This window comes from Mesorhizobium sp. RCAM 05104 (genome assembly GCF_059683645.1).
Map to the genome: position 1 here is coordinate 2,417,739 of NZ_CM185033.1, position 23,215 is coordinate 2,440,953.

17 protein-coding genes and 3 pseudogenes are annotated in these 23,215 nt (G+C 59.3%); 5 read left to right on the forward strand and 15 right to left on the reverse strand.

The window, feature by feature from the left end:
- Window positions 1-7: 7 nt before the first annotated feature.
- The 10 genes and pseudogenes from AC56QP_RS12015 to AC56QP_RS12060 all read right to left on the reverse strand — a co-directional run bounded on the left by AC56QP_RS12015 (window position 8) and on the right by AC56QP_RS12060 (window position 10,866).
- Window positions 8-724, reverse strand: a complete 717-nt coding sequence (locus tag AC56QP_RS12015; protein ID WP_489859560.1) for a LuxR family transcriptional regulator — start codon at window positions 722-724, stop codon at window positions 8-10.
- A gap of 559 nt (window positions 725-1,283) precedes the next feature.
- Window positions 1,284-1,781 (reverse strand): UPF0262 family protein, encoded by a 498-nt coding sequence (locus AC56QP_RS12020; protein WP_489859559.1) that lies wholly within the window; start codon window positions 1,779-1,781, stop codon window positions 1,284-1,286.
- Window positions 1,782-1,794: 13 nt separating this feature from the next.
- Window positions 1,795-2,976, reverse strand: coding sequence for an acetyl-CoA C-acetyltransferase (locus tag AC56QP_RS12025; RefSeq protein ID WP_489859558.1), 1,182 nt, complete (start codon window positions 2,974-2,976; stop codon window positions 1,795-1,797).
- A gap of 56 nt (window positions 2,977-3,032) precedes the next feature.
- Window positions 3,033-3,647, reverse strand: coding sequence for a 3-oxoacid CoA-transferase subunit B (locus AC56QP_RS12030; protein ID WP_489859557.1), 615 nt, complete (start codon window positions 3,645-3,647; stop codon window positions 3,033-3,035).
- A 14-nt stretch (window positions 3,648-3,661) separates the two neighbouring features.
- Window positions 3,662-4,369 carry a CoA transferase subunit A gene (locus tag AC56QP_RS12035; protein ID WP_489859556.1) on the reverse strand — a complete coding sequence of 236 codons (708 nt, stop codon included), beginning with the start codon at window positions 4,367-4,369 and terminating at the stop codon, window positions 3,662-3,664.
- A 414-nt stretch (window positions 4,370-4,783) separates the two neighbouring features.
- Window positions 4,784-5,956 (reverse strand): M20 aminoacylase family protein, encoded by a 1,173-nt coding sequence (locus AC56QP_RS12040; RefSeq protein ID WP_489859555.1) that lies wholly within the window; start codon window positions 5,954-5,956, stop codon window positions 4,784-4,786.
- 754 nt (window positions 5,957-6,710) lie between these two features.
- Window positions 6,711-7,496 carry a crotonase/enoyl-CoA hydratase family protein gene (locus AC56QP_RS12045; protein WP_489859554.1) on the reverse strand — a complete coding sequence of 262 codons (786 nt, stop codon included), beginning with the start codon at window positions 7,494-7,496 and terminating at the stop codon, window positions 6,711-6,713.
- Complete coding sequence (locus AC56QP_RS12050; protein ID WP_489859553.1) at window positions 7,493-8,353, reverse strand: hydroxymethylglutaryl-CoA lyase; 861 nt, start codon at window positions 8,351-8,353, stop codon at window positions 7,493-7,495. The genes AC56QP_RS12045 and AC56QP_RS12050 overlap by 4 nt, the downstream gene beginning before the upstream one ends.
- 50 nt (window positions 8,354-8,403) lie before the next feature.
- A pseudogene (locus AC56QP_RS12055) lies at window positions 8,404-8,658 on the reverse strand (DDE-type integrase/transposase/recombinase); the annotation flags it as partial.
- 31 nt (window positions 8,659-8,689) lie between these two features.
- Window positions 8,690-10,866: pseudogene (locus AC56QP_RS12060) on the reverse strand (acetate--CoA ligase family protein).
- A gap of 85 nt (window positions 10,867-10,951) precedes the next feature.
- On the opposite strand from AC56QP_RS12060, the gene AC56QP_RS12065 reads away from it, so the two are divergent.
- The 5 genes from AC56QP_RS12065 to AC56QP_RS12085 all read left to right on the forward strand — a co-directional run bounded on the left by AC56QP_RS12065 (window position 10,952) and on the right by AC56QP_RS12085 (window position 17,213).
- A complete protein-coding gene (locus tag AC56QP_RS12065) occupies window positions 10,952-11,644 on the forward strand; it encodes a LysR family transcriptional regulator (protein WP_489859551.1) in 693 nt (230 codons plus the stop codon).
- A 197-nt stretch (window positions 11,645-11,841) separates the two neighbouring features.
- The gene (locus tag AC56QP_RS12070; protein WP_489859550.1) at window positions 11,842-13,443 is read left to right on the forward strand and encodes an ABC transporter substrate-binding protein; all 1,602 of its coding nucleotides are present in this window, start codon (window positions 11,842-11,844) and stop codon (window positions 13,441-13,443) included.
- A gap of 218 nt (window positions 13,444-13,661) precedes the next feature.
- A complete protein-coding gene (locus AC56QP_RS12075; protein WP_489859549.1) occupies window positions 13,662-14,633 on the forward strand; it encodes an ABC transporter permease in 972 nt (323 codons plus the stop codon).
- A 5-nt stretch (window positions 14,634-14,638) separates the two neighbouring features.
- Window positions 14,639-15,529, forward strand: a complete 891-nt coding sequence (locus AC56QP_RS12080) for an ABC transporter permease (RefSeq protein WP_489859548.1) — start codon at window positions 14,639-14,641, stop codon at window positions 15,527-15,529.
- Window positions 15,522-17,213, forward strand: coding sequence for an ABC transporter ATP-binding protein (locus tag AC56QP_RS12085; protein WP_489859547.1), 1,692 nt, complete (start codon window positions 15,522-15,524; stop codon window positions 17,211-17,213). Before AC56QP_RS12080 ends, AC56QP_RS12085 begins: the two co-directional genes overlap by 8 nt.
- Before the next feature lie 263 nt (window positions 17,214-17,476).
- Here the strand turns inward: AC56QP_RS12085 and AC56QP_RS12090 are convergent, their stop codons facing one another.
- The 5 genes and pseudogenes from AC56QP_RS12090 to AC56QP_RS12110 all read right to left on the reverse strand — a co-directional run bounded on the left by AC56QP_RS12090 (window position 17,477) and on the right by AC56QP_RS12110 (window position 22,955).
- Window positions 17,477-17,662 carry a hypothetical protein gene (locus AC56QP_RS12090; RefSeq protein ID WP_489859546.1) on the reverse strand — a complete coding sequence of 62 codons (186 nt, stop codon included), beginning with the start codon at window positions 17,660-17,662 and terminating at the stop codon, window positions 17,477-17,479.
- Window positions 17,663-18,739: 1,077 nt separating this feature from the next.
- Window positions 18,740-20,042 (reverse strand): annotated as a pseudogene (gene tnpC, locus AC56QP_RS12095) (IS66 family transposase).
- 61 nt (window positions 20,043-20,103) lie between these two features.
- Window positions 20,104-20,460: an IS66 family insertion sequence element accessory protein TnpB gene (tnpB, locus tag AC56QP_RS12100; RefSeq protein WP_489859545.1), complete on the reverse strand. Its 357-nt coding sequence runs from the start codon at window positions 20,458-20,460 to the stop codon at window positions 20,104-20,106.
- Window positions 20,457-20,948 carry an IS66-like element accessory protein TnpA gene (tnpA, locus tag AC56QP_RS12105; RefSeq protein ID WP_489859544.1) on the reverse strand — a complete coding sequence of 164 codons (492 nt, stop codon included), beginning with the start codon at window positions 20,946-20,948 and terminating at the stop codon, window positions 20,457-20,459. Before tnpA ends, tnpB begins: the two co-directional genes overlap by 4 nt.
- Before the next feature lie 231 nt (window positions 20,949-21,179).
- On the reverse strand, window positions 21,180-22,955 hold the full coding sequence (locus AC56QP_RS12110; RefSeq protein WP_489859543.1) for a CocE/NonD family hydrolase: 1,776 nt from the start codon (window positions 22,953-22,955) through the stop codon (window positions 21,180-21,182).
- Between the last annotated feature and the right edge of the window lie 260 nt (window positions 22,956-23,215).

The following is a 23,215-nucleotide window of genomic DNA, read 5'->3' on the forward strand; positions in this document are numbered from 1 at the left end:
TGACTTGTCAGTGAACCGAAAAACCCGAACCGGCGAGGCGCGCAATCGCCTGTTTGGTGGTCGTCACGCCAAGCTTCCTGCGGGCGTTGTCGAGATGGAACGCAGCCGTGCGCCGCTTGATCCCCAGGATGCAGCCGATTTCCCAGGCCGACTTGCCTCGGGCTGCCCATTGCAGGCACTCGTATTCGCGCGGCGTCAGCGAGACACCATCGATCATTCGCTCGGCGGACAGTTTGCGGCGAACGAACATATGAAAACAACTCGCGATAAACGGGAGACCTTGTTCATAGCGTTCTGCGGCGCGGAAAAATACAGGATCGGGCTTGTCAGCGGCAAAGGTCATCGCCGCAAAATTCCCTCGGCGATCGATAATCGGGATCGTCACGCCGCAGCAGATGCCAAACCGCGCCGCTTCTTCGAAAACCTGAGCCCCTGAACCCTCGCCGCTCAGATCGGATCCCCATCGAAATGTGCATCCGCCACAGCGTGCACGCACAATGACCGGGTCGACACTCTGATACCGGTTCTCAAGATAGCGTGCTGTCCAGGGCGCCGGATAATTCGAGATCAGCGTGGGCTTGTCATTAGGCCGCGGTGGCAAGGAGAGGTAGGCAAAAGCGAGCAGATCGAGTCCTGAGGCGATATCGGCCAAGGCGCCGCGGAGATCAGCCTCATCGACGCTTTCTGAAAGCCGTTCCAAAAATCTCTCGAAGACAGCTTGCATGTCTGTCCTTGTCAGCAGCTTTCCTTGACTCTCCGGCAACGTATCACGTGAAGAGTCACGCGGCAGCGGTAGGACATTGACAATCGTGCAAGAGCACTGCCGCGTAACACCTGCGCCAGTCGGCGTTCGCGCTCCAAGCCCCAGACATTCGCCAAAGTGCTCGCAGCGTTCAGAGGCGAGTCCACGTTTGGTGGCTTCTGCTGGAGGGAAAGCTGCAGGTAATATATGTGATGGTCGTCATATGGGTTCGACATAATCCGTATTGCTGCTCCCAGCCTATTCAGTCGCAAAAGCCAGTTCACCTTCCAGCGTCTCAGAAAAGGCGCCCTGCCGGTCGGGAGGTAAACCGGCAGGGCGCGCCGCGAAAACGTCGCGGTCGATGGGGGGACCGGACGGCAGCGGCAAGAAGTGACTGTTTTCGGATTCTGATCAAACGCGTGGGCAGCATTCTCGGATTGCGCTCAGATGCCTATCCTCTTTTAACTACTGGATGCGTCCCGATTGAGAATGCACGTTGATCGCTTGCTTCTTACTGCGCTGACAGTGCTCCGCCTTCGTTTCATCCCAGCAGAGCGAGATAGGTGGCGTTTTGCATGAGCAGCAGGTAGATCAGGGTGAACAGCCGTCGGGCGGTGTCGCTGTCGACAGTCACCTTCGGGGCGAGCCGCTCCCTCAGCAGCTCGGAGGCGTCGTTGTGAATGGCGCGGCGACCCACGTCGATCGCTTCGAACATGGCGGGGCTCGTGCGCGGCACTGCGTCGTAATAGCTCTCGCAGGTCAGGATGTAATCCTTGAGAAGCCGGCGTAAGGGGCCTAGAGAAAGATAATGGCTCACGATATGGGCTCCCTCCTCGGTGGCGATATGCAGTGCCAAGCGCGCGTTCTCCAATGCGAGGGTGAGACGATAGGGGCCGCTGTCATGACCGACCGGAATAAAGATGTTGCTCTCAAGCAAACCCTCCACGGCGATGGCGCGTTCCCGCTCGATGTGCGCGCAACGGCTGCTGCCTGAGCCCGCAAGCGACACATCGCAAAGCCGGAATGCGTCGGCGGCCATCGCGACTGCACGCTCACTGCCCTTCCACGCACATGGCGACGCCCATGCCGCCGCCGATGCAGAGCGTGGCGAGGCCTTTCTTGGCGCCGCGGCGCCTCATCTCGTAGACCAGCGTGTTGAAGATGCGGGCACCGGACGCGCCGATGGGATGGCCGATGGCGATGGCGCCGCCATTGACGTTGACGATGGACGGGTCCCAGCCCATGTCCTTGTTGACGGCACAGGCCTGGGCGGCGAAGGCCTCGTTGGCCTCGACCAGGTCGAGATCGCCGACCGACCAGCCGGCCTTGGCCAGCGCCTTGCGCGAGGCGGGAATAGGCCCGGTGCCCATGATCTGCGGATCGACGCCGGCGGTCGCCCAGGAGACGATGCGCGCCAGCGGCGTGATGCCGCGCTTTGCGGCTTCCGCTTCGGTCATCAGCAGCACGGCGGCGGCGCCGTCATTGATGCCGGAGGCATTGGCGGCGGTCACCGTGCCGTCCTTGTCGAAGGCCGGTCTTAGCTTGGTCATGGCGTCGATCGTGGCGCCGCGGCGGATGTATTCGTCCTGGTCGACGGTCGTGTCGCCCTTCTTGCCCTTGACGGTGAAAGCCACGATCTCGTCCTTGAACTTGCCGGCCTTCTGCGCGGCCTCTGCCTTGTTCTGGGAGGCCAATGCGAGCCGGTCCTGGTCCTCGCGGGCAATCTGGAACTGGCGAGCGACGTTTTCGGCTGTGTTGCCCATGTGGTAGCCATTGAAGGCATCCCACAGCCCGTCCTTGATCATGGTGTCGATCATCTTGTAGTCGCCCATCTTGACGCCAGCACGCAGGTGTTGAGCGTGCGGGGCCAGTGACATCGATTCCTGCCCGCCGGCGACGATCACCTTGGCATCGCCGGTGGCGATCTGCTGCATGCCAAGCGCGATGGCGCGCAGACCGGAGCCGCAAACCTGATTGAGGCCCCAGGCGGTGGTTTCTTTTGGCAGGCCGGCATTGATAGATGCCTGGCGGGCGGGGTTCTGGCCCTGAGCCGCGGTCAGCACCTGGCCGAGGATGACCTCGTCGACCTCCGCCGGCTCGACACCGGAACGCGACAGCAGTTCCTTGATGACCACGGCGCCAAGCTCATGCGCCGGGGTGGCGGCAAAGGCGCCGTTGAAGGAACCGACGGGCGTGCGCGCCGCGCTGGCGACCATGATTGAGGTTGTTCTCATAAGGCTTCCTCTGTTTTTAGAACTGAGCCCTGGCTCCGGCGGCGACGCGCCAACCCTCAGTTGACGACGGTTGCTTCGGTCGCGCTGCGAAGCGCACCGTCGCTCACGCCATCGGCGAGCCCGCCTTCGACGACGTCGAGCACGCCAAGATTTGTGATGATCCGATCGACCACGCGCTGGCCGGTCAGCGGCAGGGTGCAAGCTTTCAGCACCTTCGATTCGCCGGCTTTGTTGGTGTGGTCCATGACCACCACTACCCGCTTCACGCCAGCGACGAGATCCATAGCGCTGCCCATGCCCTTGACGAGCTTGCCGGGAATCATCCAGTTGGCGAGGTCGCCGTTCTCGGCCACTTCCATCGCCCCGAGAATTGCCATCGCGATCTTGCCGCCGCGGATCATCGCGAAGCTTTGCGCCGAGTCGAAAAAAGCCGAATGCGGCAGTGCGGTCACCGTCTGCTTCCCGGCATTGATGAGGCCGGCATCGATCTCGTCTTCGGTCGGAAACGGGCCGATACCGAGCAAGCCGTTCTCTGATTGCAGCGTCACCCGGACGCCTTCGGGAATGTGATTGGCGACCAGGGTGGGAATGCCGATGCCAAGATTGACCGACATGCCGTCCTGAATTTCGCGGGCGGCCCGTGCCGCCATCTGGTTCCGATCCCAAGCCATTGATTCCTCCTCGCTCAGGCCGCCGCGACCATTGTGCGCTGTTCGATGCGCTTCTCGTGCACGCCTTGGATCAGGCGGTGCACGTAGATGCCGGGCAGGTGAATCTGGTCGGGACCGAGGCTGCCAACCGGTACGATCTCCTCGACCTCGGCGACGCAGATCCTGCCGCAGGTAGCGGCCGGCGGGTTGAAGTTGCGCGCCGTTTTGCGAAAGACGAGATTGCCGAAGGTATCCGCCTTCCACGCCTTCACAATCGACAGGTCGGCGACAATGCCCGTCTCGAGCACATAGGTTTCGCAGTTGAAGGACTTATGCTCTTTGCCCTCAGCGACCACGGTGCCCACTCCGGTCTTCGTGTAGAAGCCGGCAATGTCGGCGCCGCCGGCGCCGCCGGCGCGCATGCGCTCAGCCAGCGTGCCCTGAGGGCTGAATTCGAGCTCCAGTTCGCCCCTAAGGTACTCGTGCATGAACTCGGCGTTCTCGCCGACATAGGACGAGATCATCTTCTTGATCTGCTTCGTCTTCAGCAGCAGGCCGAGGCCAAAGTCGTCGACGCCACAATTGTTCGAAGCGATTGTCAGCGCCTTCGTGGCCGCATCCCGGATCGCGCCGATCAAAAGTTCCGGTATGCCGCAAAGACCAAATCCACCCGCCGCAATCAAAATCCCGTCAAACAGCAAACCGTCGAGCGCCGAGCCCGCATCGCTATAGACTTTGTTCATGTAGCTCACCCCAAGTGTTGACCACTAACTTCTCGCTGACACGAATCACCTTGTGCGATGCTCAACAAGTGCCGAATACTTTTTGGCAGCGCGAATAGCCTCGCGACCCCACCTCTGAGAAACGAGTTCTCGCGCTTTTCATGGTTTTTCGCGGCGCTGTGACCGGCAGATACTGCGACATAGTCGTTCTGTGAGCTGCGCCGGTCCCCTCGCAGGTCTCGCCGAACCTGCCCGCTGGAGCGCACGTCCTCCATCATGGCTTGGCGCTCGATGGGCGGCCGGGAGCCGCCTTCGTCGAGCGACTGATGGTGCCGGCGAGCATAATGCGATCTTTGGTGGCGCTGGATGGCCAGGATGAAAAGACCATTCAACAGCGCGCTCGAGCACACTTCACCGACCTCAGTCGCCGACATTTCAGGCAGCCAGAACCGTCTCTACGAGGTTGACCCAATAGCCGATGCCATAAGGCAGGGCTTCGTCGTTGAAATCATATGCAGGGTTGTGCAAGGGAGCGGTCGGTCCATTTCCAAGGAAAATGAAAGCGCCCGGCCGTGCTTCAAGCATATATGAGAAATCCTCTGCCCCAATGCGTGGTTTCATCTTCTCGTCGACCGATGCAGGCCCCACTAGAGTGCATGCTGCCTCCACCGCTAAATTAGTTTCCTCCGTGTGGTTGACAGTAGTCGGGACGGATCGGAGGTACTTAAACTCAACATCTGCGCCGAATCCGCGCGCGATCCCCTGAGCGGAAGCGAAAATCTCTCGCTCGGCGAAGTCTCGAAGGCCTGGTGCGAGGGTCCTAACGGTTCCGGCAATTTCGACGCGATCGGGAATAACGTTGTAGGCCTGCGACGCGCTTAACTTGGTTACGGAGATCACGAGCGAGTCCTGAGGATCGGTCTGGCGCGAAACCAAGGTTTGCAAGCCCATGATGATCTGTGCTGCAATGACGACGGGGTCGACAGTGCGATGCGGCGCGCAAGCATGGCCGCCCCTGCCCTTCACAACAATGTCGAAGTCATCCTGCGATCCCATGATAGGGCCGTCACAAATTGCGAATTTACCGATCTCTATCCCAGATGCGTTGTGCATGCCAAAGACTTGGGAGATGCCGAAACGGTCCATAATTCCTTCCTGGACCATCTTATACCCGCCCGACGGGAATTCTGGCTCTTCTGCCGGCTGAAAGATTAACGCAACAGAGCCCTTGAACTTGCGCGTAGACGCCAGGTATTTCGCGGCGCCTAGCAACATGGCCGTGTGCCCGTCGTGGCCGCAGGCATGCATTACGCCTGGTATTTTGGACGACCAAGGCTTGTTTGACGCCTCGGTGATGGGCAGAGCATCCATGTCCGCTCTCAGCGCGATCGTGGGACCGTCTCCACCTTCGCCCTGAATCATCGCGACGATACCGGTCTCTGCTATCCCCGTTTCAATGTGATTGATGCCGAATGAGGCCAATTTCTCGGTCACGAACCTCGCTGTGTGGTGTTCCCGATAGTCGAGTTCAGGATTTTCATGGAGATAGCGGCGCCATTCGGTCGCCTCGCGCTGCAGATCCCCGCCGAAAGCTTCAACGCTTCTCATGTTGCATTAGCCCTTTTAGACACATTCCGCCGAGCCGTTTCGATAGCCCTTTTCCAGCCGCCGCGGTGGAAAAGGACAGCGGGATGAATTCAATCCGTTTTGAGCGCGGGACGACGATCGAACGTCAATCCTTCACCTTGTTCAATCGCCGTAGAATTCTTGATCCAACGACTCTGGGAATGATGACCCATGAGAGAGAGGGATTTGCGCCAAACTGCGTCGCCTGCTGAAATGTGGATTGCAAAAAAGCTGTGCGCTTTGAAATTTAGTCAGCTTTTTAGCGCACTTGGAACCTACTGCGGATGACAGCATACCGTCCGGGCGGCGACCACCGAACCGTGCCAACGGACAAACCGACGGTCAGATCACGTGGGTCAAGCTGGTGAAACGAACGGGTGTGGAAAGTTCGACCTCCTGCAGGCAAGGCTGATCGGCGCGCCATAGCTCCAAGCTGCATCGAAAGTGCGTCAGCCTTATCCCGACACCTGTAGATCGGCGATCAGTTCCTCGCGTCCGGAAGCGCCGCATCGCGTCCTGGCCCAAGGTGAGCGCGAGAGATTGAGCAGACCTTCCGCAATACGATAGAGGCGGCCAGGCTGTTGCTGAAGAAGCCCCTGGCATGGGGAACGAAAAAGGGACAAGCGGCGAGGCGCGGCGATCACTTCCAGCTATCGGGCAAAGGCGATCTCAGCCACGCTTGCCACACATATAGGGGCGCAGCTTGCCACGAGGACGACATCGCCGGCGGCCAGCGTCATGCCTGCCAACGCGGCCTACGGCGATCGAAGAAGGCCGCGATTCCTTCGGCGGCGTGGGTCGTTTCCCATGCATCGGCCAACAAAGCGACCGTCTCGTCGATGACCGCATCGTCGATTGCCGGGCCAAGTCGGCGCGCAAGCGCCTTGGCGGCGGCAACGGCCTGCGGCGAGGCCGAGCGATAGGGCCGGATCTCGGCCTCGACCGCCGCCTCCAGGTCGTCCGGCGGAACGGCGCGGGAAACCAGTCCGAGTTCGCGGGCTTCATTGGCGTCGAATATTCTGGCTGACATGAAGACCCGCCGCGCCCGGCCCTCTCCCATCCGAGCCAGCACATAGGGGGAGATCGTCGCAGGAATGAGGCCGAGCCGGACCTCGGTGAAGCCAAACCTCGCGGTGTCGACGGCGACCGCGACGTCGCAGACGCTCATCAGGCCGAGACCGCCACCGAATGCTTGGCCGTTGATGCGGCCGATCAGCGGCTTGGGCAGTTGGTTGAGCGCCCGAAGAGCCAGCGCCAGTTTCCTGGCCTCGGCGATTCGCTCGTCACGCGCGGCGGAGGCCTGCGCCCGCATCCAGGCGAGATCGGCGCCGGCACAGAAGCTGTCGCCCTCGCCGGTCAGCACTACCGCTCGCACCTTGTCGTCACTGGCGAGCAGTTCGGCGGCGCCCGCGAGTTCGGCGATCATCTGTCCCGACATGGCGTTGTGCTTGTCCGGGCGGGCGAGGGTCAACGTTGCGACGCCGATCTTGTCGGACGTGACGCGGATGGCGTCGAAGTTCATGGCCGCTCCTCTCTCAGGCTGCCCGCGAAGCGGGCAGCCTCCTCCAGTCGCTCCATACCGAGGCCCGTCTCATAGCCCTTGGCGGCTAGCATTGCAGCGACGGCGAGGGTGTCGACATTGCCCTTCGCACCAGGGGCGAAAGGGCAGCCGCCAAGGCCACCGACCGCGGCGTCGAAGGTGCGCACGCCCTTCTCCAGGCTTACCAGGATGTTATCGAGAGCCCGTCCCCCCGTGTCATGGTAATGCCCAGCAAGCCTCCCGGCCGGCACCTCTTCCAACACCGCATCGAGCATGGCCGCGATGGTTGCGGGCGCCCCCTGGCCGATCGTGTCGCCCAGCGAGATCTCATAGCAGCCCATCGCAAGGAGTTCTGCCGCAACCCTCGCGGCGGCAGCCGGTGGTATCGACCCTTCGTAAGGGCAGTCGGTGACGCAGGAGACATAGCTTCGCACCGGAATGCCATCGGCGGCAGCCGCGGCGAGCACGGGGCGGAAACGCTCGAGGCTCTCGGCAATCGAGCAGTTGATGTTCCTGCGGCTAAAGGTTTCGGAAGCCGACGCGAACACGGCGACCTCGTCAGCCTTCGCCGCCCCCGCCGCCTCGTAGCCCTTCAGGTTGGGGACCAGCACCGCGTAGATGACGCCGGGCGCACGGCGGATGCTGGCCATGACCTCGGTCGCATCGGCCATCTGCGGCACCCATCTCGGCGACACGAAGGAGGTTGCCTCGATCTTCTGGAAGCCGCAGTCTGACAGCATGTCGACGAGTCGAATCTTTTCGGCGGTCGGCACGAGGCGCTTCTCGTTCTGCAGGCCGTCGCGCGGCCCCATCTCGAAGATGCGGACGAATTCGCCCATTCGGGTCAGGCCTCCGGCTTTCCGTCGCACGGCGTGGCTCGCGCGTGCCCCATCACCTGACGCGTTGCTGCTCGGTAGGAGCGCAGCCTGTCGGCGATCATGCGCTTCAGCGCGAAGCCCTGTTTCTTCAACAGGCGCGTCACCAAACGATTGGCGGCCCTGGCATTGCGGCGGTTCTGGACGATCTCGTCGAGCACGTATCCATCCTGATCGACGGCGCGCCACAGCCAGTGCTTCTCGCTGGCGATGGTAATAGCCACCTGGTTGAGGTGCCAGATGTCGTCACGGCTTTGCTGTATTAGACATCAGACTTCCTCTCTTTTTCTAGGACTTCTCTTATTTTCCGACCAGCCTCACATCGACGGGGTAAATACCGCCTTCGTTCGCGATGATCGGGTTGATGTCGAGTTCTGAAAGGTTTTCCATTCTCATGATTGCAATGGAGACGGACGAGATAAATTCGGCAAGGGATCGCTTGTCGACTGTCGGATAGTTCCTGAAACCGTCGAGGATCTTCGAAACACGCGTCTCGTTGATCATGTCCAAAGCTTCTGCGGGAGAAAGCGGCGCCGCGCGAAAGGTCACGTCCTTGACCGCTTCGACCAGCACACCCCCGGAGCCGAACAAGACCACCGGGCCGAAGACTGGATCGTTGATGGCACCCACGAACAGCTCTACGCCGTCATTCACCATCGGCGCGACGATGTAACCGAAGGTCGTCACCGGGGGGCGTGGGATGCCATAGCCCTCGCGATGTCATCCGCGGCGGCGGGCGCCGCCTCTCGCGTCACACCTAGACGCACGCCACCGACATCGGATTTGTGCACGACAACGTCCGAGTCCAGCTTCACCGCACAAGGGATGGCAAAATTGGAGACCGCCGATTCTACGGACCCGGCATCGCTTGCAGCCGACCATTCACCGGTGTCCACGCCCAGGTTCTGCAAGATTACGCGGGCTGTCGTCTCTGCCGATAGCCCGATGGGAACGACAATGCGCGGCGCCTCCGGGGCCAGCGTTGCCTCATGGCTTTCCTGTTTCGAAAGCCAATTGGCCCGTTCAAACAGCGCCTTGGAACCGGTCACGGCCCAATCTAGCGAGGCGAAAACCTGCATGCCGCCATTTCGCAAGATGTCGTGATTCTCCGGCTTGCGATTGGCGTAGCAGCTATGAAAAACCAGAGGCAGGCCGGCGGACTTCTGCAAAGCCACGATCCGCTCGGCCGCCGAATTCTCAGCTCCCAACAGAGACTCTTCGAACCTTATGTGGTAAGCTCCAAACATGCCCGTTGTCAGAATGAGCCCTACCTGCGGATCTGACGCCAGAATTCCGATGCATTCGGGGAAAACGTCGGGATGCGCATCCACGGCGCTATAAACATCGATCGGATTTTCGACACTGGCCTCATCGCCAATGACTTTTCTCAACTTGGCCTTGGTGTCCTCCGAAAGGGAGGCAAGCGGAACCCCCGCCCGCGATAGCGCATCAACGGCGAGTGTTGCGTGTCCACCGCCGTCAGCCAGAACCGCAATCCCGGTTTCTGGTCTGGGAAGTGGGCTGGTTGCGAGGAGCGCAGCAACCGGCAACAACTCATCCGAGCGATCAACCAGGGTCACGCCCATTTGGGCCAACACCTTCACGGCGATTTCGTCGGCACCGGCGATCGAACCTGTATGGGAAAGCGCCGCCTTCCGGCCCTCGGTGGTTCGTCCGCCGCGCAGCATCACAATCGGGCAGCTCTGCCCCACTCGTGCCGCCGCGTCGAGGAATCTCCGGCCGTCACGCAAACCCTCACTGTAGATTGCAATTGAACCAGTGCTTTTGCGCAGGCCGAGCTCTTCGATCAGTTCGTCATATCCGACATCAGCCTGGTTACCGAGTCCCGCGATGACATCGAAGCCGAGCCCATTCATCGAGCGGCTATCCTCGGTGACCGAAAGTATCATGTTGCCGCTTTGCGTCAGAACACTGACCGGCCCCTTTGGCGGCAGCTCCGGCAAGCCAATGAGGTCCGCCTGCAAAGTGCAGTTCAGCATTCCCGATGTGTTCGGTCCAACAATCCGGACGCCGCTTTTCACCAAGGCGTCACGTAATCTTTTTTCCGTGGCAGATCCCTTGTCTCCTCGCTCGCCGAACCCGTGCGCCACAATCACTGCGCCCGGGATGCCTTTTTTGCCGCACTGAATCAGGATATCGGGCACTTCCTCCGCCGGCCGAACGATCACCGCGATATCCACACCTTCTGGAAGGGCATCGATGTCATTAACGACCGGCAAACCGAGGATCATCCCTCCCTTCGGGTTGACCGGCAGGATCGGATAGCCGTAGCCGGCCTTTTGAAGTGCCTTGATGATCTGATACCCGCGCTTGGAGGGACTCGCGGATGCGCCAATAACCGCGACGGAATGCGGCTCAAGTATGCGACTCACGGCTGTTGCCTCATTCACCCTTTCGCGGCGGTTGAAGATAGCGTGAAACGCTTGGTTTTCTTGCTTCGTAACGACTTCGTTCATGGATGATCTCTTGAGACGCTGCTAACCCTGCTTCATCCAAAAACTATTGCGCGTCCAACAGTTTTTTGGCATAGATTAATCGCGAATGAGCAATAATACTATCACTCTCAGGCATTTGCGGGCGCTTGTTGCGATCGCGGAGCGCGGTGGATACACCGCTGCGGCCCGCTCCCTGAATATCGCTCAATCGGCTTTAAGCCGAACGATCTTCGAGATTGAGGAGGAACTGGATACCCGCCTTTTCGAGCGCACTACAAGGAAGGTCGTCCTTACAGCATCCGGCGAACAGCTATTGATGAATGCGCGCCGTGTTCTCGAGGAATTCGACAGCGCGCTGTCACGGTTCCAGCTTTACCATAGAGGGCTAGACGGAATCGTGAGCCTAGCTGCACTTTCGTCGGTTGCGTCCATTATGCTGCCAACGATCATTTCCGAATTCCGGAAAGCCAGGCCCAACGTCAGAATGGCGGTAAGGGATGGTTTCGCGGACGAGGTTGTTCGTTACGTGTCCGACGGACACGTCGATTTTGGAATCACTTCCTTCCCAAGGGCGAAAGGACGGCTGATCTACGAGCAGATCGCGGCGGATAGTCTGATGTGCATCTGCTCGAAATCTCACAGATTTGCGGGCATGGAAACGGTGTCCTGGAACGACTTGGCTGGCGAAGACTTCGTCGCGTTCGCTCCCTTGAGCAGCATTCGCACCTGTGTGGATTTTGCAAATTCATGGAGTCCACAGAGGGGCCCCGGGCATCGCGCGACGGCCGCAAGTGCCTGACAGTAACATTATTGCTCATTCGCGATTGATCTATGCCCAAACTATGTTGGACGCGGGATAGTTTTTTGACAAAGCTGCGAGAAGGTAGAGATACCGCAGCGCTTCTCGGCGCGACGGCGATCGAATCGGTACGGCCGCATGGTGAGTGTCAAATAGCATTAAAACAACACCGAACAATGACAATGGGAGGAGTTACTGTGCCTGAGAGGAACAAACAAACTGGCGTTTTCCAGGACAGCCAGATTTCTCGCCGCGAACTCCTCAGTAGCGCGGCCGCCCTGGCTGGAGTCGCTGCCGTCAGCCCCATCCTGCTGAAGCCCGGACTTGCCAATGCCGCCGAACCGACTAAGGGCGGCTTCATGAAATTCGGCCTGGCTGATGGGTCCCAGACTGACACGCTCGATCCGGCTACCTGGCCCAGTTCATTCGCACTTGCGGCGCTCGGCGGGTCGATGTGCAACAATTTGACTGAGATCCTCCCAGACGGCTCGGTGGTGCCGGATTTGGCCGAGAGCTTTGAACCTTCCGGGGGCGCTACCAAGTGGGTGTTCAAGCTGCGCAAGGGCTCTACTTTCCACAACGGCAAAAATGTCACCCCTGCGGACATTATCGAATCTATGCGACACCATATGGGTGAGGGGACTAACTCCGGCGCGAAGGCCATGCTAGCACAGGTTGGGTCGATCGAGGCTGACGGGAAGGACGCTGTCACCTTTAAACTGAACAGCGGCGTCGCCGACTTCCCATACCTGCTCGCCGACTTCCACCTGCCGATCATGCCGGCGAAGGGCGAGGGCGGCCTGGACTGGACTGCGAAGGTGGGTACCGGCCCTTTCCTGCTTGAGCAATTCGAGCCTGGCGTGGGCGCCAAGCTAAAACGCAATCCCAACTACTACAAGGAAGGCAAGCCTTATCTTGACGAGGTTGAGTTCATCGTCATCACGGACGCCGTTGCCCGCACCAATGCACTTGTCACCGACGAGGTGCAGTACATGGAAGAGGTCGATATCAAGACCCTCACCATGTTGAAACGCAATCCGGACATTGCGATGCAGCTGGTACCCAGCGCGCGTCATGATTCGTTCGACATGAACACGCAGGTGGAGCCATTCAATAATAATGATGTTCGCTTGGCTCTTAAGTACGCCATCAATCGGGAAGAGATCTTAGACAAGATCTATTTGGGTACGGCGCAACTCGGCAATGATAACCCCTTAGCGCCGTCAATGCCCTTTGCTACTGATCCGCAGCCGCAACATGCCTACAGTATTGAGAAAGCTAAGGAGCACCTGAAGAAGGCGGGCTACGAGACGCTGAAAATCGACCTCTCGGTAGCTGAGTCGGCGGCGACAGGGTCCGTTGAGACCGCCGCTCTGTTCAAGGAGCAAGCAGCCAAGGCGGGCATTGAAATCAATCTGATTCGTGAGGCCGACGACGGCTATTGGGACAAGGTGTGGCTGAAGAAGCCGTTCGTTTCGGTCGGCTATTTTGGCCGGGCAACCAGTGACTGGCTCTTCACCCAATTTTATCAGACAGGCGCTGCGTGGAATTCGACCCATTTCAGTCACAAGCGGTTCGATGAGCTCCTGGCCGCAGCCCGCGGCGAAACCGACCAAGCCAAGCGCGCCGCCCAATACGGGGAAATGCAGCAAATTTTGCACGACGAAGGTGGCGCGATCGTGTATGCCTTCCTAAACTACACCAATGCCGTCTCCAAGAGGGTTGGTTTCAACAAAGTCGGCGGTGTATTTCCGCTTGATAATGGACGCGCTTCTGAGCGCTGGTGGTTGAACGCATAGTTTGGAACTAATATTTAGAGAGCGTCTGAGGCTTCAGGCGCCCTCCAAACCTCGGCAGCTTCACAACGACTGGCACTTTGTCAATATCGAGTCCTTAACGCCATAGGGGCTTGGGCGTTTTAGGATGGGTCCATGACACTATTAGGCCAAGCGTTGAGCTTACGTTTTACTGCTTTAGTTCTGTGCCGAAGACTCGTTCTCAAGCTGAGCTCTACCGTATGATACCGCCTCTTGTCCAAACAATTGTCTCGCGGCTTCTCCTTGGCGTTTTAACTCTAGCGGCTGTCTCGGTAGTTATCTTTTCCACAGTCAGCCTGCTTCCAGGTAATTTTGCCTCCGCGATTTTGGGTCAGTCGGCGACACCGGAGACAGTTGCGGCTTTTGAATCCCGCCTCGGCCTAGATGAACCCATCACCACGCGTTATTTCGAATGGGTGGGTGGCATCCTCCATGGTGATCTCGGCGAATCCTTATCGTCCAGTCAAGGTGAGCCTCGACTCGTCGCCGACATCATTTCATTGCGTCTCCGCAATACGCTGCTACTGGCCGGAGTGACCGCGATCATAGCAGTTCCACTTTCGATCGTGCTCGGCATCTTCTCGGCACTTTATCGCGGCACCCTTTTCGACCGCCTTGTGAACGGAATTTCACTAACCACGATTTCAGTTCCCGAGTTCTTTATTGCGTATCTCCTGATCATTTGCTTCGCCGTAAGACTGCGCTGGCTGCCTACACTTTCCAACGTCAAAGAGAGCATGGACGTTTTCGAGTGGATTTGGCGTATGGCCCTGCCCGTCTTGACCCTGACAATCGGGATTGTCGGCCATATGATGCGCATGACCAGGACGGCGATTGTGAGCGTGTTGTCAAGCCCCTACATCCACATGGCAAAATGTAAAGGTGCTTCACCCGCACGGGTCATCCTCCGGCACGCCCTGCCCAATGCTTGGGCCCCCATTGCTACGGTTGTGGCCTTGAACCTGGCTTATCTAGTTGTAGGCGTCGTGGTGGTGGAAACTGTTTTTGTCTATCCCGGTATAGGCCAGACAATGGTGGATGCAGTGCGCACACGCGACATACCGGTTGTGCAAGCATGCGCATTGATATTTGCGAGCGCCTACATCCTCCTGAATCTCTTTGCGGATATTGTTGCAATTTCCACCAACCCTAAGTTGCTCCACCCGAGGTGATGGACATGGTGGATATGCCAAACCCAGCCGATACCTCTTCGAGCGTCAAACGCATGTCACACCGGCGCAGCAGATTCGGGTATGCGCTCCGAAAAGCTCCCCTCAACGTCAAGCTCTGCTTCGCGATTATCGCAGTTTACCTGTTCGCCGTCTTTTTCGCCGACCTGATCGCTCCTTTCGGCGAATCCGAACTGGTCTCTCGGGAGGCATTCGCGCCGTGGAACCGCGTAAATCTGCTTGGCACGGATCAGCTTGGTCGAGACGTCCTTAGCCGACTTATCTATGGTGCGCGTAATTCCATTGGTATCGCCGTCGTAACAACGAGTATCGCCTTTTTGTTGGGCGGTACGTTGGGCATCATAGCCGCGTTGTTCCGCGGCTGGGTGGATCAAGTGGTCGGACGCCTTATCGATATCTTCATGGCGATTCCGCAGTTGATCTTTGCACTAATGCTGCTGTCCATTTTCGGAACATCGATCCAGAATCTGATCACAATTATCGCATTTCTGGATTCAACCCGCGTTTTCCGGCTTGCCCGCGCGTTGGCAATGGACGTCGCTGTGACAGATTACGTAGAGTCCGCACAGGTCCGCGGAGAGAACCTACTATGGATCATCGCTCGGGAAATCCTTCCCAACATTCGTCCAATATTGGTGGCCGAATTTGGGCTCCGCTTTTGCTTTGTGTTCTTAACCATATCCTCCCTGTCATTCCTAGGACTGGGCGTCCAGCCGCCGATGGCGGATTGGGGATCCATGGTGCGCGAGAATGCCAGCCTAATCACCTACGGGGGCATCACACCGCTAGTCCCAGCGGCAGCTATTGCTCTGATTACCATAGCAATCAACTTCATCGTCGATTGGTATTTGCAGATCAGTGGTGCTTCCAATGGCTGAGCGGACGAGCGAACAGGTGGAATCTTTGCCGAGCGGGACGGAACGCGGTCTGTTACTGCTCACGATCCGCAATCTCGTCATTAATGGTCTGGTCGACGACACCATTGTTCCAATTCTGCGTGGCATCGATCTTGACGTTCATCGTGGCGAGGTTATCGGCCTGATCGGTGAGTCCGGTGCCGGAAAATCGACGCTTGGGTTGGCGGCACTTGGAATCGTAAGCGAAGGCTGCATACTCGCCGATGGAAGCATCACTTTCGATGGAATCGACCTCCTCAGCTGCCCGGAAGCGGTCAAACGTCACCTGCGCGGCGTACGCATCGCCTATGTCGCACAGAGTGCCGCCGCGTCCTTCAACCCTGCGCACAAGCTGATCGACCAAGTGGTTGAAAGCGCTGAGATCCACAAGACCGAACGACGCAAGCGAGCCCTTGAAAAAGCGGTGGGCCTGTTTGGTGAGCTTGCGCTCCCGGATCCTGCTAGAATCGGCCAACGATATCCACACCAGGTCTCGGGCGGTCAGTTGCAGCGCCTGATGACGGCAATGGCAATGCACTGTTGGCCCGATCTTATCATTTTCGACGAGCCGACGACAGCCCTCGACGTGACGACTCAGGTCGAGGTTTTGGCGGCCATTCGCAAGGTCGTCCAGCAGTTTGGAACGGCGGCCATATACATCAGCCACGACTTGGCACTTGTGTCGCAGATGGCCGACCGCATCGTGGTTCTGAAGGACGGTGTCAAGGTTGAGGAAGCCGAGACGCGACGCATGCTCGCGGCGCCGGAACACCCATACACCAGAACTCTTTGGGCGGTCCGTTCCCTCGAAAAATCGCCGGCCGAGGCGGCGCTGCCGATTCTCGACATTCGGAATATCAACGCGGCGTACGGTCCGGTGCGGGTACTGGAGGACGTCAGTTTCACAGTGCCGCGCGGCCACACTGTTGCGGTGGTAGGCGAATCGGGCTCAGGCAAGTCAACCTTGGCTCGGGTCGTGTGTGGTTTGTTGGGAGTTCAGGGAGGCGAGGTGGTGTTTGATGGCAGTCGGCTGCCGCCGTTGAGAAAAGAACGCACAGGCGATATCCTGCGCCGTATCCAGCTAGTCTATCAATCCGCGGATACCTCGCTCAACCCCAGCCATACTGTGCGCACGCTCCTCTCGCGTCCACTGCGACTCTACTTCGGACTGAAGGGGTCGGCCGCCCATCAGCGCGTAAACGAACTACTCGAGATGATCGAGCTGAACGGCGCTTATATCGATCGGTACCCTTCGGAGCTCTCCGGCGGGCAGAAGCAGCGCATCTCCATCGCCCGCGCGTTGGCGGCCAATCCCGATTTGATCGTTTGCGATGAAGTGACCTCGGCCCTCGATCAAGTGATACAAGAGGGCATCCTGAAGCTGTTAATGTCACTCCAGAAGGAGCTGTCACTCTCATACCTCTTCATCACGCATGACCTCGCCACCGTGAAGGCGATTGCGGACGAAGTCGCCGTTATGCACGGCGGCCGAGTGGTTAGATTCGGTGAGAAGAATGCCGTTCTCTCGCCGCCGTTCGATGACTATACGCAACTGCTCATGAGTTCGGTGCCGCAGATGGACCCAGACTGGCTCGACGGCGTGATCCAGACGCGTGCGGGAGAGAGCACGCCGAAACGATTCGACCAAGTCCATTCTTTTCGATGAGTCGGGTCGCCATCGGCGGAAATCGATCTTCATGGGGGTTGCCAGACGCGATCATACCGAACTGGTCATTAATCAGTACGAACCGGCCCGGCCGAACGATGTCGGCACCGTATCCCCGATGTATCCCGCATCCGAGCTTCTTCAGATGCTCGAGACAGGAGCATCGAAGCGGGCGTCCCATGCTGGTGGAAGCGCGCAGATTGATTGACATTTTCCTTTCCATGATCCGCAAGAACGCCGCCGATGATCTCGAGCCGTGGATCTCAGCACACAAAAAGCCGCGTCGCATCTTTCGCTGTCATCCGCGACAGCACTGCCGAGCGTGCGGCGATCACCGACCGGTTGTCCGATGACAAACCGACGGTCGGGTCACCAGGCTCAAGGTGGTCAAGCAACAGATGTACGGGCGTGGAAAGCTTGACCTCCGCGCCGGACTGGAGAAGCTTCATGACGAGGGAGTGCCGCCTATGTTCCACCGACATAGGCGGCACGGCGTTGCCAGTCGAGTGCTAGGGGCGGGTGTACCTCTGAAGCAGATTGCCGATATCCTGCACCATCGCAGTAACGATGCGTCCATGATCTACACGAAGTCGATCTATTGGCTCGCGGCCGTCGGCATGCCCTGACTGGGGATCTGGGTTCCTCACCGGTTCGTGTCCATTATTGAGCTCTGAGCAGAAGGCCCATATGTTAATGGTCACAAATCGGGACCTCAGTTTTTCGTGCGAAAGGGGCTCTGACGCAGTTCGATGAAGCTCAGAGTTATGGCGCGCCGGTCACCCCTGCCTGTAGGACCTTTTGACGATCCAAGCCTGGCTCGGGCACGCGACACGCGCCGACCGCTAAGCCTCCGCGGATGTCAATCGACGGCGCATTGTCGCGGTTCGAGCCTTTGCCATTAAGGGCTAGAAAGGGCTCATTACCACAGCTGCACTTTCGTAAGCGTCCGGCCTGAGGCGTCTCCGCCAGCAACGCGTCGGCGGTAGCCATGACCTCAAACGAAGGGTCGCTCAGGATTCCGCCCAAGCGACGAAGGCTACGAAATCCAGTTAGCGAACTACTTTTCGAATGTTACTCAGAGCATAGAAAACCCAGCCGATGATGTGGCCGAAGAAATAAATGCACAGTGTGAGGTAAGCAAGCAGCGCCAACGTCAACAACGTCGAACTTGACGAAATATCGGTCACGAACATGGGTTGGAAAATATCTGAAATCCATCGGAAGCGCAGGCCCCAGCTGCATCCCAATTGTCCGCATTCCGAGTACGTACTGGGTATCGTTGCTCCGAGCCATGCGAGCGAAATTGCTATGAATTTGGTCCACGAATAACGTTGGTCCCGAATGAGCCTGTAGATCGAAATCGCCTTCCCAAACGCGAGCCCTATTGACGCCAGAATAGAAAAAACAATCGAGATTAGAAGGCTCATATCCGCTCCACTCGGGTTCCAGGCCGAAGTTACAGCTCGCGACTTTACGAAAGGTTCGGACAAACCTTCAATTTTTTGGTGACCGCGTCGAAAAGGCCACTAAATTGCGGTCATTGCCAATCCCTGTGACCAACGCCACGGCAGAAGCTCTTCGATCCGGTTGATCGGGTGTCCGTCGGCAGTGCGGGCAAGCACGTCGGTGAGCCAGGCTTCCGGATTGACGCCGTTGAGCCTCGCCGCGCCGATCAATGTGTAGATTGCCGCGGCCCGTTCGCCGCCGGCGTCGGAACCGGCGAAGAGGTAGTTCTTGCGGCCGAGCGCGATGCCGCGGAGCGCATTCTCGGCGATGTTGTTGTCGGCCTCCAGTCGGCCATCGCCGAGGAAGCGCGACAGGGCAACGCGACGCTTGATTGTGTAGCGGAACGCTTCCGCCAGCGCCGTGCCGAGAGCTTGCGAGCCGTTGCCTCCATCCAAGTGAACAGATCAGCGAGCAGCGGCTTTGCGGCGACGCGGATCGCCAAGCGATCATGCATAGGTTTGCCTCTTGCCGCGGCCTCGACCGCGTAGAGCTGGGCGATCCGGTCGAGCGCTTCCTTTGCGACCGGTGATGCGGTCGCTTCCCACGCGTCGAATATCTTGCGCCGGCAATGCGCCCAGCAAGCCACCTCTGTGATCTGGCCCGGGTTCGTGCGCTGTGGGCCGTAGAGTTCCTCAAAGCCGGCATAGGCATCGGCCTGCAGGAAGCCGGTGAAGGTCTTGAGATGCTCGCGTGGCCGTTCCGCCTTGCGGTCGGGGCTGTAGAAGAAGGCTGCAGCCGGCGGTGCCGTGCCCTGGAAAGGACGATCGTCGCGGACATAGACCCAGGCCCGGCCGGTCTTGGTGCGTCCGTTGCCCGGTCCAGCACCGGAACAGGCGTGTCGTCGCCATGGATCTTCTCAGCCGCGATGTGGCCGGGCACATAGTCGAGCACCTCGGTCACATCGTCGCCAAGCCGGGTCATGTGGGATCCACAGGCCCAGCAGAGGCAGGCTTCGCTGCCATCGGGATGGTGGACGATCTCTTCGCGTGGCAAATGGCCCGGCAAAGGCCGGCGCTTCGGCTGCACCCGGTCTGGTCGGGTGGGTGGAATGTTGGTCGCCTCGGCGGCTGCTTCGCTTTGCGCCTCGCCGGCCTCCAAGTCCTCAAGCTTCAGTTCGAGCTGCTCGATTGCCCGGTCGAGGCGTTCGGAGGAGCGGCCGAACTGCATGCAACGCAGCCGCGCGAGCTGCACCTTCAGCTTCTCGATCTCCAATCGGCCCAACTGAACGGCCGTCATTGCCGCCGCGAGCTCGGCCTGACAGGCTAGGGCGAACGCTCGCAAGGCGTCGGGATCGGAAGGAAGATCGGCGGTGGCCAGTGACATGATTCAGGATAGCAGAGACGAGGCTTTCGATCCAGAATAAATGAACAGAATCAGTGCTCTATCAAACGAGTTGAGGCACTCTCGGCGGCTCTGGCACTACCGTCCGCCGCCAGTCGATCCCTTCGATCAGAAGCGCCAGCTGTGCCGGCGTCAGCATTAAGGCGGCGTCGACGATCGACGGCCAGACGAACTTCCCCCGCTCCAGCCGCTTGGCGAACAAGCAAAGGCCGGAACCGTCATAGTAGAGTACCTTGAGGTAGCCGCCTTGCTTGCCGCGGAACAGGAACATGTGTCCGCAATAGGGATCCTTCTTCAGCACGGTGGCGACCACGGCAGCCAGGCCATCGAATCCCTTGCGCATGTCGACCGGACGGCAGGCGAGATAGACCTTCGTGCCTGGCGCGACGTTCGGGATCACGAGACGCTCTTCAACGCCATCAATACCCGGCGCAGCGCCCGCTCGTTGACGAAGGCGTCCGTGCGGACCCGAGCGCCATCCGGCAGATCGATCTCGATCACACCGGTGCGCTCCTCCAGCTTCGGCATCGGGGCCAGTTCGCGTCGTGATCCCGCGTTCGCCTTCGCCGGCGACACCGCGACCGGAACGCGCATTGCTGCCTCGCCCGTGTTCTCGTCACGACCGAGCACGCCGATCGGGATGAACTCCACGGCAGCGGATCTGTCGGCCTCTTCCAGCTTGGGTGCGACAGCAGGTAAGCGACCCTGTCGGGCCTCGCGTCGCCAGTTGAACAGCATGTTGGCGTTCATGTTGTGCCGCCGGGCTATCTCGGAAACCGATGCGCCCGGCACCAGCGTCTCCGCCACGATCCGGCACTTCTCTTCCTTGCTCCACGCCTGTCGGATAATCTTCCGAGCCGGCGGAGCTTCTCTCTCATCAACCAACATCAGCAAGTGTCCACTATCCCGACAAGTGGACACTATCTTCGTGTGATCGTCGCCGCACCGAAAGACGCCTCAGCCCGGACGCTTACGCACTTTCGTCGGTTGCGTGCCTTACGCTGCCGACCGACAAAGGCGGTCGGAACTCGCGGCTTCGAAGGTCTTTTAATGGTTGGCAGACTCGGCGCCCTACAACTCTTGGCATTGCCTCGACAGATTGATCATTAACGATGGACTTCAGGGCTCGATAATGGGGAGGTCAATGTAACAGCCTGCCGGACCATGATAGAACTTGAGAAGCGGCAGCTTTCCATCGGAAGGCACGCTGGGAAAGGTGGTCTTTTCGCTGCCGGCCAGAACCACTCTCAAGCTGTGACCCGCCGGTAGGCGGGCGGAAATCGGATGCAGCGTGAAGGTCAGGATGGCAGCCTCGCCCGGAATGAGCGGTTCGGCGTCGCGTTTAAGATAGCTGTGCTGCGGTCCAAGCGCACGGAACGGTGAATCGGTCCACACCTTCCGGTGCACAGCGCGCAGCTGCCCTTCCGTAAGGTAAAGGGAAACCCCGTCAGGCCGTACGGCTTCGAGATACACCAGAAAGGCACCATCCTCACGGGTCGAGGTAACATTCAAGTGGACGACGGGATGTCCAGTGATCTCGAGGTCACCGGTCAACTGCTCGCCGGTGTAGGCGAGGCGAGCGGCGTCGAACTGGCGCCGATCTCCATAATCCACCTTCAGTCCGGCACCAATCTGGGTTCCCCACCGGTTCGTGTCGACGTCACCCAAGGCAGGATCGACCTGGAGCGGGTCGAAGCCCGCCTCTCCGGGCGATGAGCTCAGGCGGGAGCCGCTTGCCATGTACCACCGTCGGCGGGTGGCCACGGGCGGCCATGAGCGGGTCGATTTCCACGCACCCTCTCCAAGCGTGTAGTAGTGGAGGACTTTCCCATGCTCGTGGGCAGCCTGGCCGTTGAAGCACAAGTCTGCAAAGCGGATGTCATTTGCGTGCTGGGTCGCGAAAGTTGGAACGATCGTCTCACCGGGGTCGCGGAGGGGATCATAGGCATAGTCGCCACCATGGTTCCAAGGACCGATGATCACGTTCATCGGATTTGACTGTCCCAGAAAGCGACGAATGGCGCCTTGCGCCGTTCCACCGTCAAACCAGCCCGCCAAGTTCTGTGTTGGGGTACCTGAGCGAGAGATCCGATCCGCTACCTCCTGGGTACTCCACTCGAGCATTGAGTCTCCTCCCCAGGTGCTCGGACGATCATCCTTGAACGTCACCTGCTGGAATCCCTGGGATATGGGCACCACGCGCTCGTGATCACGCAGTGCCGCGGCAAGGTCCGCCTCGCCATCGGCTCCTACGGGACGAACCCCCGGCGAGCGCTGGCCGTTGGCGAGAACTGCCGCATTGCGGTCGAGCTGCTTGACGCGATCTGACCAGGTTTGCACGACGAAGAGGTTGGGAACTCCGCCAGGAAAATAGCAATCTTCGTAAGAATCGTAATCCGCAAACCGCGGTATGATGCCCTTCAGCGCCGGATGATTTCGCTCCGCCATCCAGTCCGCCGTGTTGGCGGTGTAGGACAGGCCGTAGCCGACCACCTGACCCGTAGACCAGGGCTGGGCGACGATCCAGTCGAGTACTTCGCTGAAATCCAGCGTTTCGGCGCGCGCACGGTGATAGGGCCACTCGCCGAAAGATGCACCGGTGCCGCGAGAATCTCCGACGACAACCGCAAACCCATTTGGTACAAGCAGGTCAGCCCACTTGTTGGACAACTCTCCCTTTGTGCCGCGCCAGTAGCGCGTCATCACCAGAATGGTGTCGCGCTTGGTGTCGGTGTCGTCACCCATTGGACGGACGACATCCAAGGCAATCCTTACGCCATCGCGCATAGTTACGTAAGTGGATTCCAGCGGGCCGACCTTATTGGGGTTTGTAGCAGCACCATCAAGATCAAAGTCAAAAATCGAATTTGACGTTTCCTGACGCGAGAGGCTCATTCAATTCTCCTGTTGAGCGATTGCCATGTTGGCAAAGCGTGGCCACCCAAACCTGGTGGCACTGGGAAAGCGCCGCCTTCCGGCCCTCGATGGATCGTCCGTCGCGCAGCATCACAATCGGGCAGATCTGCCCACTCGTGCCGCCGCGTCGAGGAACCTCCGGCCGTCAAGCAAACCCTCACTGTAGATTGCAAGCGAACGAGTGTTTTTGCGCAGGCAAAGCTCCTCGATCAACTCGCAATATGAGGCCTGCTGATCTC

Excerpts from the sequence above, each read along its gene's own strand:
- AC56QP_RS12110 (WP_489859543.1), bottom strand. The coding sequence starts at position 22,955 with ATGAGCCTCTCGCGTCAGGAAACGTCAAATTCGATTTTTGACTTTGAT.
- AC56QP_RS12050 (WP_489859553.1), bottom strand. The coding sequence starts at position 8,353 with ATGGGCGAATTCGTCCGCATCTTCGAGATGGGGCCGCGCGACGGCCTG.
- AC56QP_RS12090 (WP_489859546.1), bottom strand. The coding sequence starts at position 17,662 with ATGAAGCTTCTCCAGTCCGGCGCGGAGGTCAAGCTTTCCACGCCCGTA.
- AC56QP_RS12025 (WP_489859558.1), bottom strand. The coding sequence starts at position 2,976 with ATGAGAACAACCTCAATCATGGTCGCCAGCGCGGCGCGCACGCCCGTC.
- AC56QP_RS12075 (WP_489859549.1), top strand. The coding sequence starts at position 13,662 with ATGATACCGCCTCTTGTCCAAACAATTGTCTCGCGGCTTCTCCTTGGC.
- AC56QP_RS12030 (WP_489859557.1), bottom strand. The coding sequence starts at position 3,647 with ATGGCTTGGGATCGGAACCAGATGGCGGCACGGGCCGCCCGCGAAATT.
- AC56QP_RS12085 (WP_489859547.1), top strand. The coding sequence starts at position 15,522 with ATGGCTGAGCGGACGAGCGAACAGGTGGAATCTTTGCCGAGCGGGACG.
- AC56QP_RS12080 (WP_489859548.1), top strand. The coding sequence starts at position 14,639 with ATGGTGGATATGCCAAACCCAGCCGATACCTCTTCGAGCGTCAAACGC.
- tnpA (WP_489859544.1), bottom strand. The coding sequence starts at position 20,948 with ATGTTGGTTGATGAGAGAGAAGCTCCGCCGGCTCGGAAGATTATCCGA.
- AC56QP_RS12040 (WP_489859555.1), bottom strand. The coding sequence starts at position 5,956 with ATGAGAAGCGTTGAAGCTTTCGGCGGGGATCTGCAGCGCGAGGCGACC.
- AC56QP_RS12020 (WP_489859559.1), bottom strand. The coding sequence starts at position 1,781 with ATGGCCGCCGACGCATTCCGGCTTTGCGATGTGTCGCTTGCGGGCTCA.
- AC56QP_RS12045 (WP_489859554.1), bottom strand. The coding sequence starts at position 7,496 with ATGAACTTCGACGCCATCCGCGTCACGTCCGACAAGATCGGCGTCGCA.
- AC56QP_RS12065 (WP_489859551.1), top strand. The coding sequence starts at position 10,952 with ATGAGCAATAATACTATCACTCTCAGGCATTTGCGGGCGCTTGTTGCG.
- AC56QP_RS12015 (WP_489859560.1), bottom strand. The coding sequence starts at position 724 with ATGCAAGCTGTCTTCGAGAGATTTTTGGAACGGCTTTCAGAAAGCGTC.
- AC56QP_RS12035 (WP_489859556.1), bottom strand. The coding sequence starts at position 4,369 with ATGAACAAAGTCTATAGCGATGCGGGCTCGGCGCTCGACGGTTTGCTG.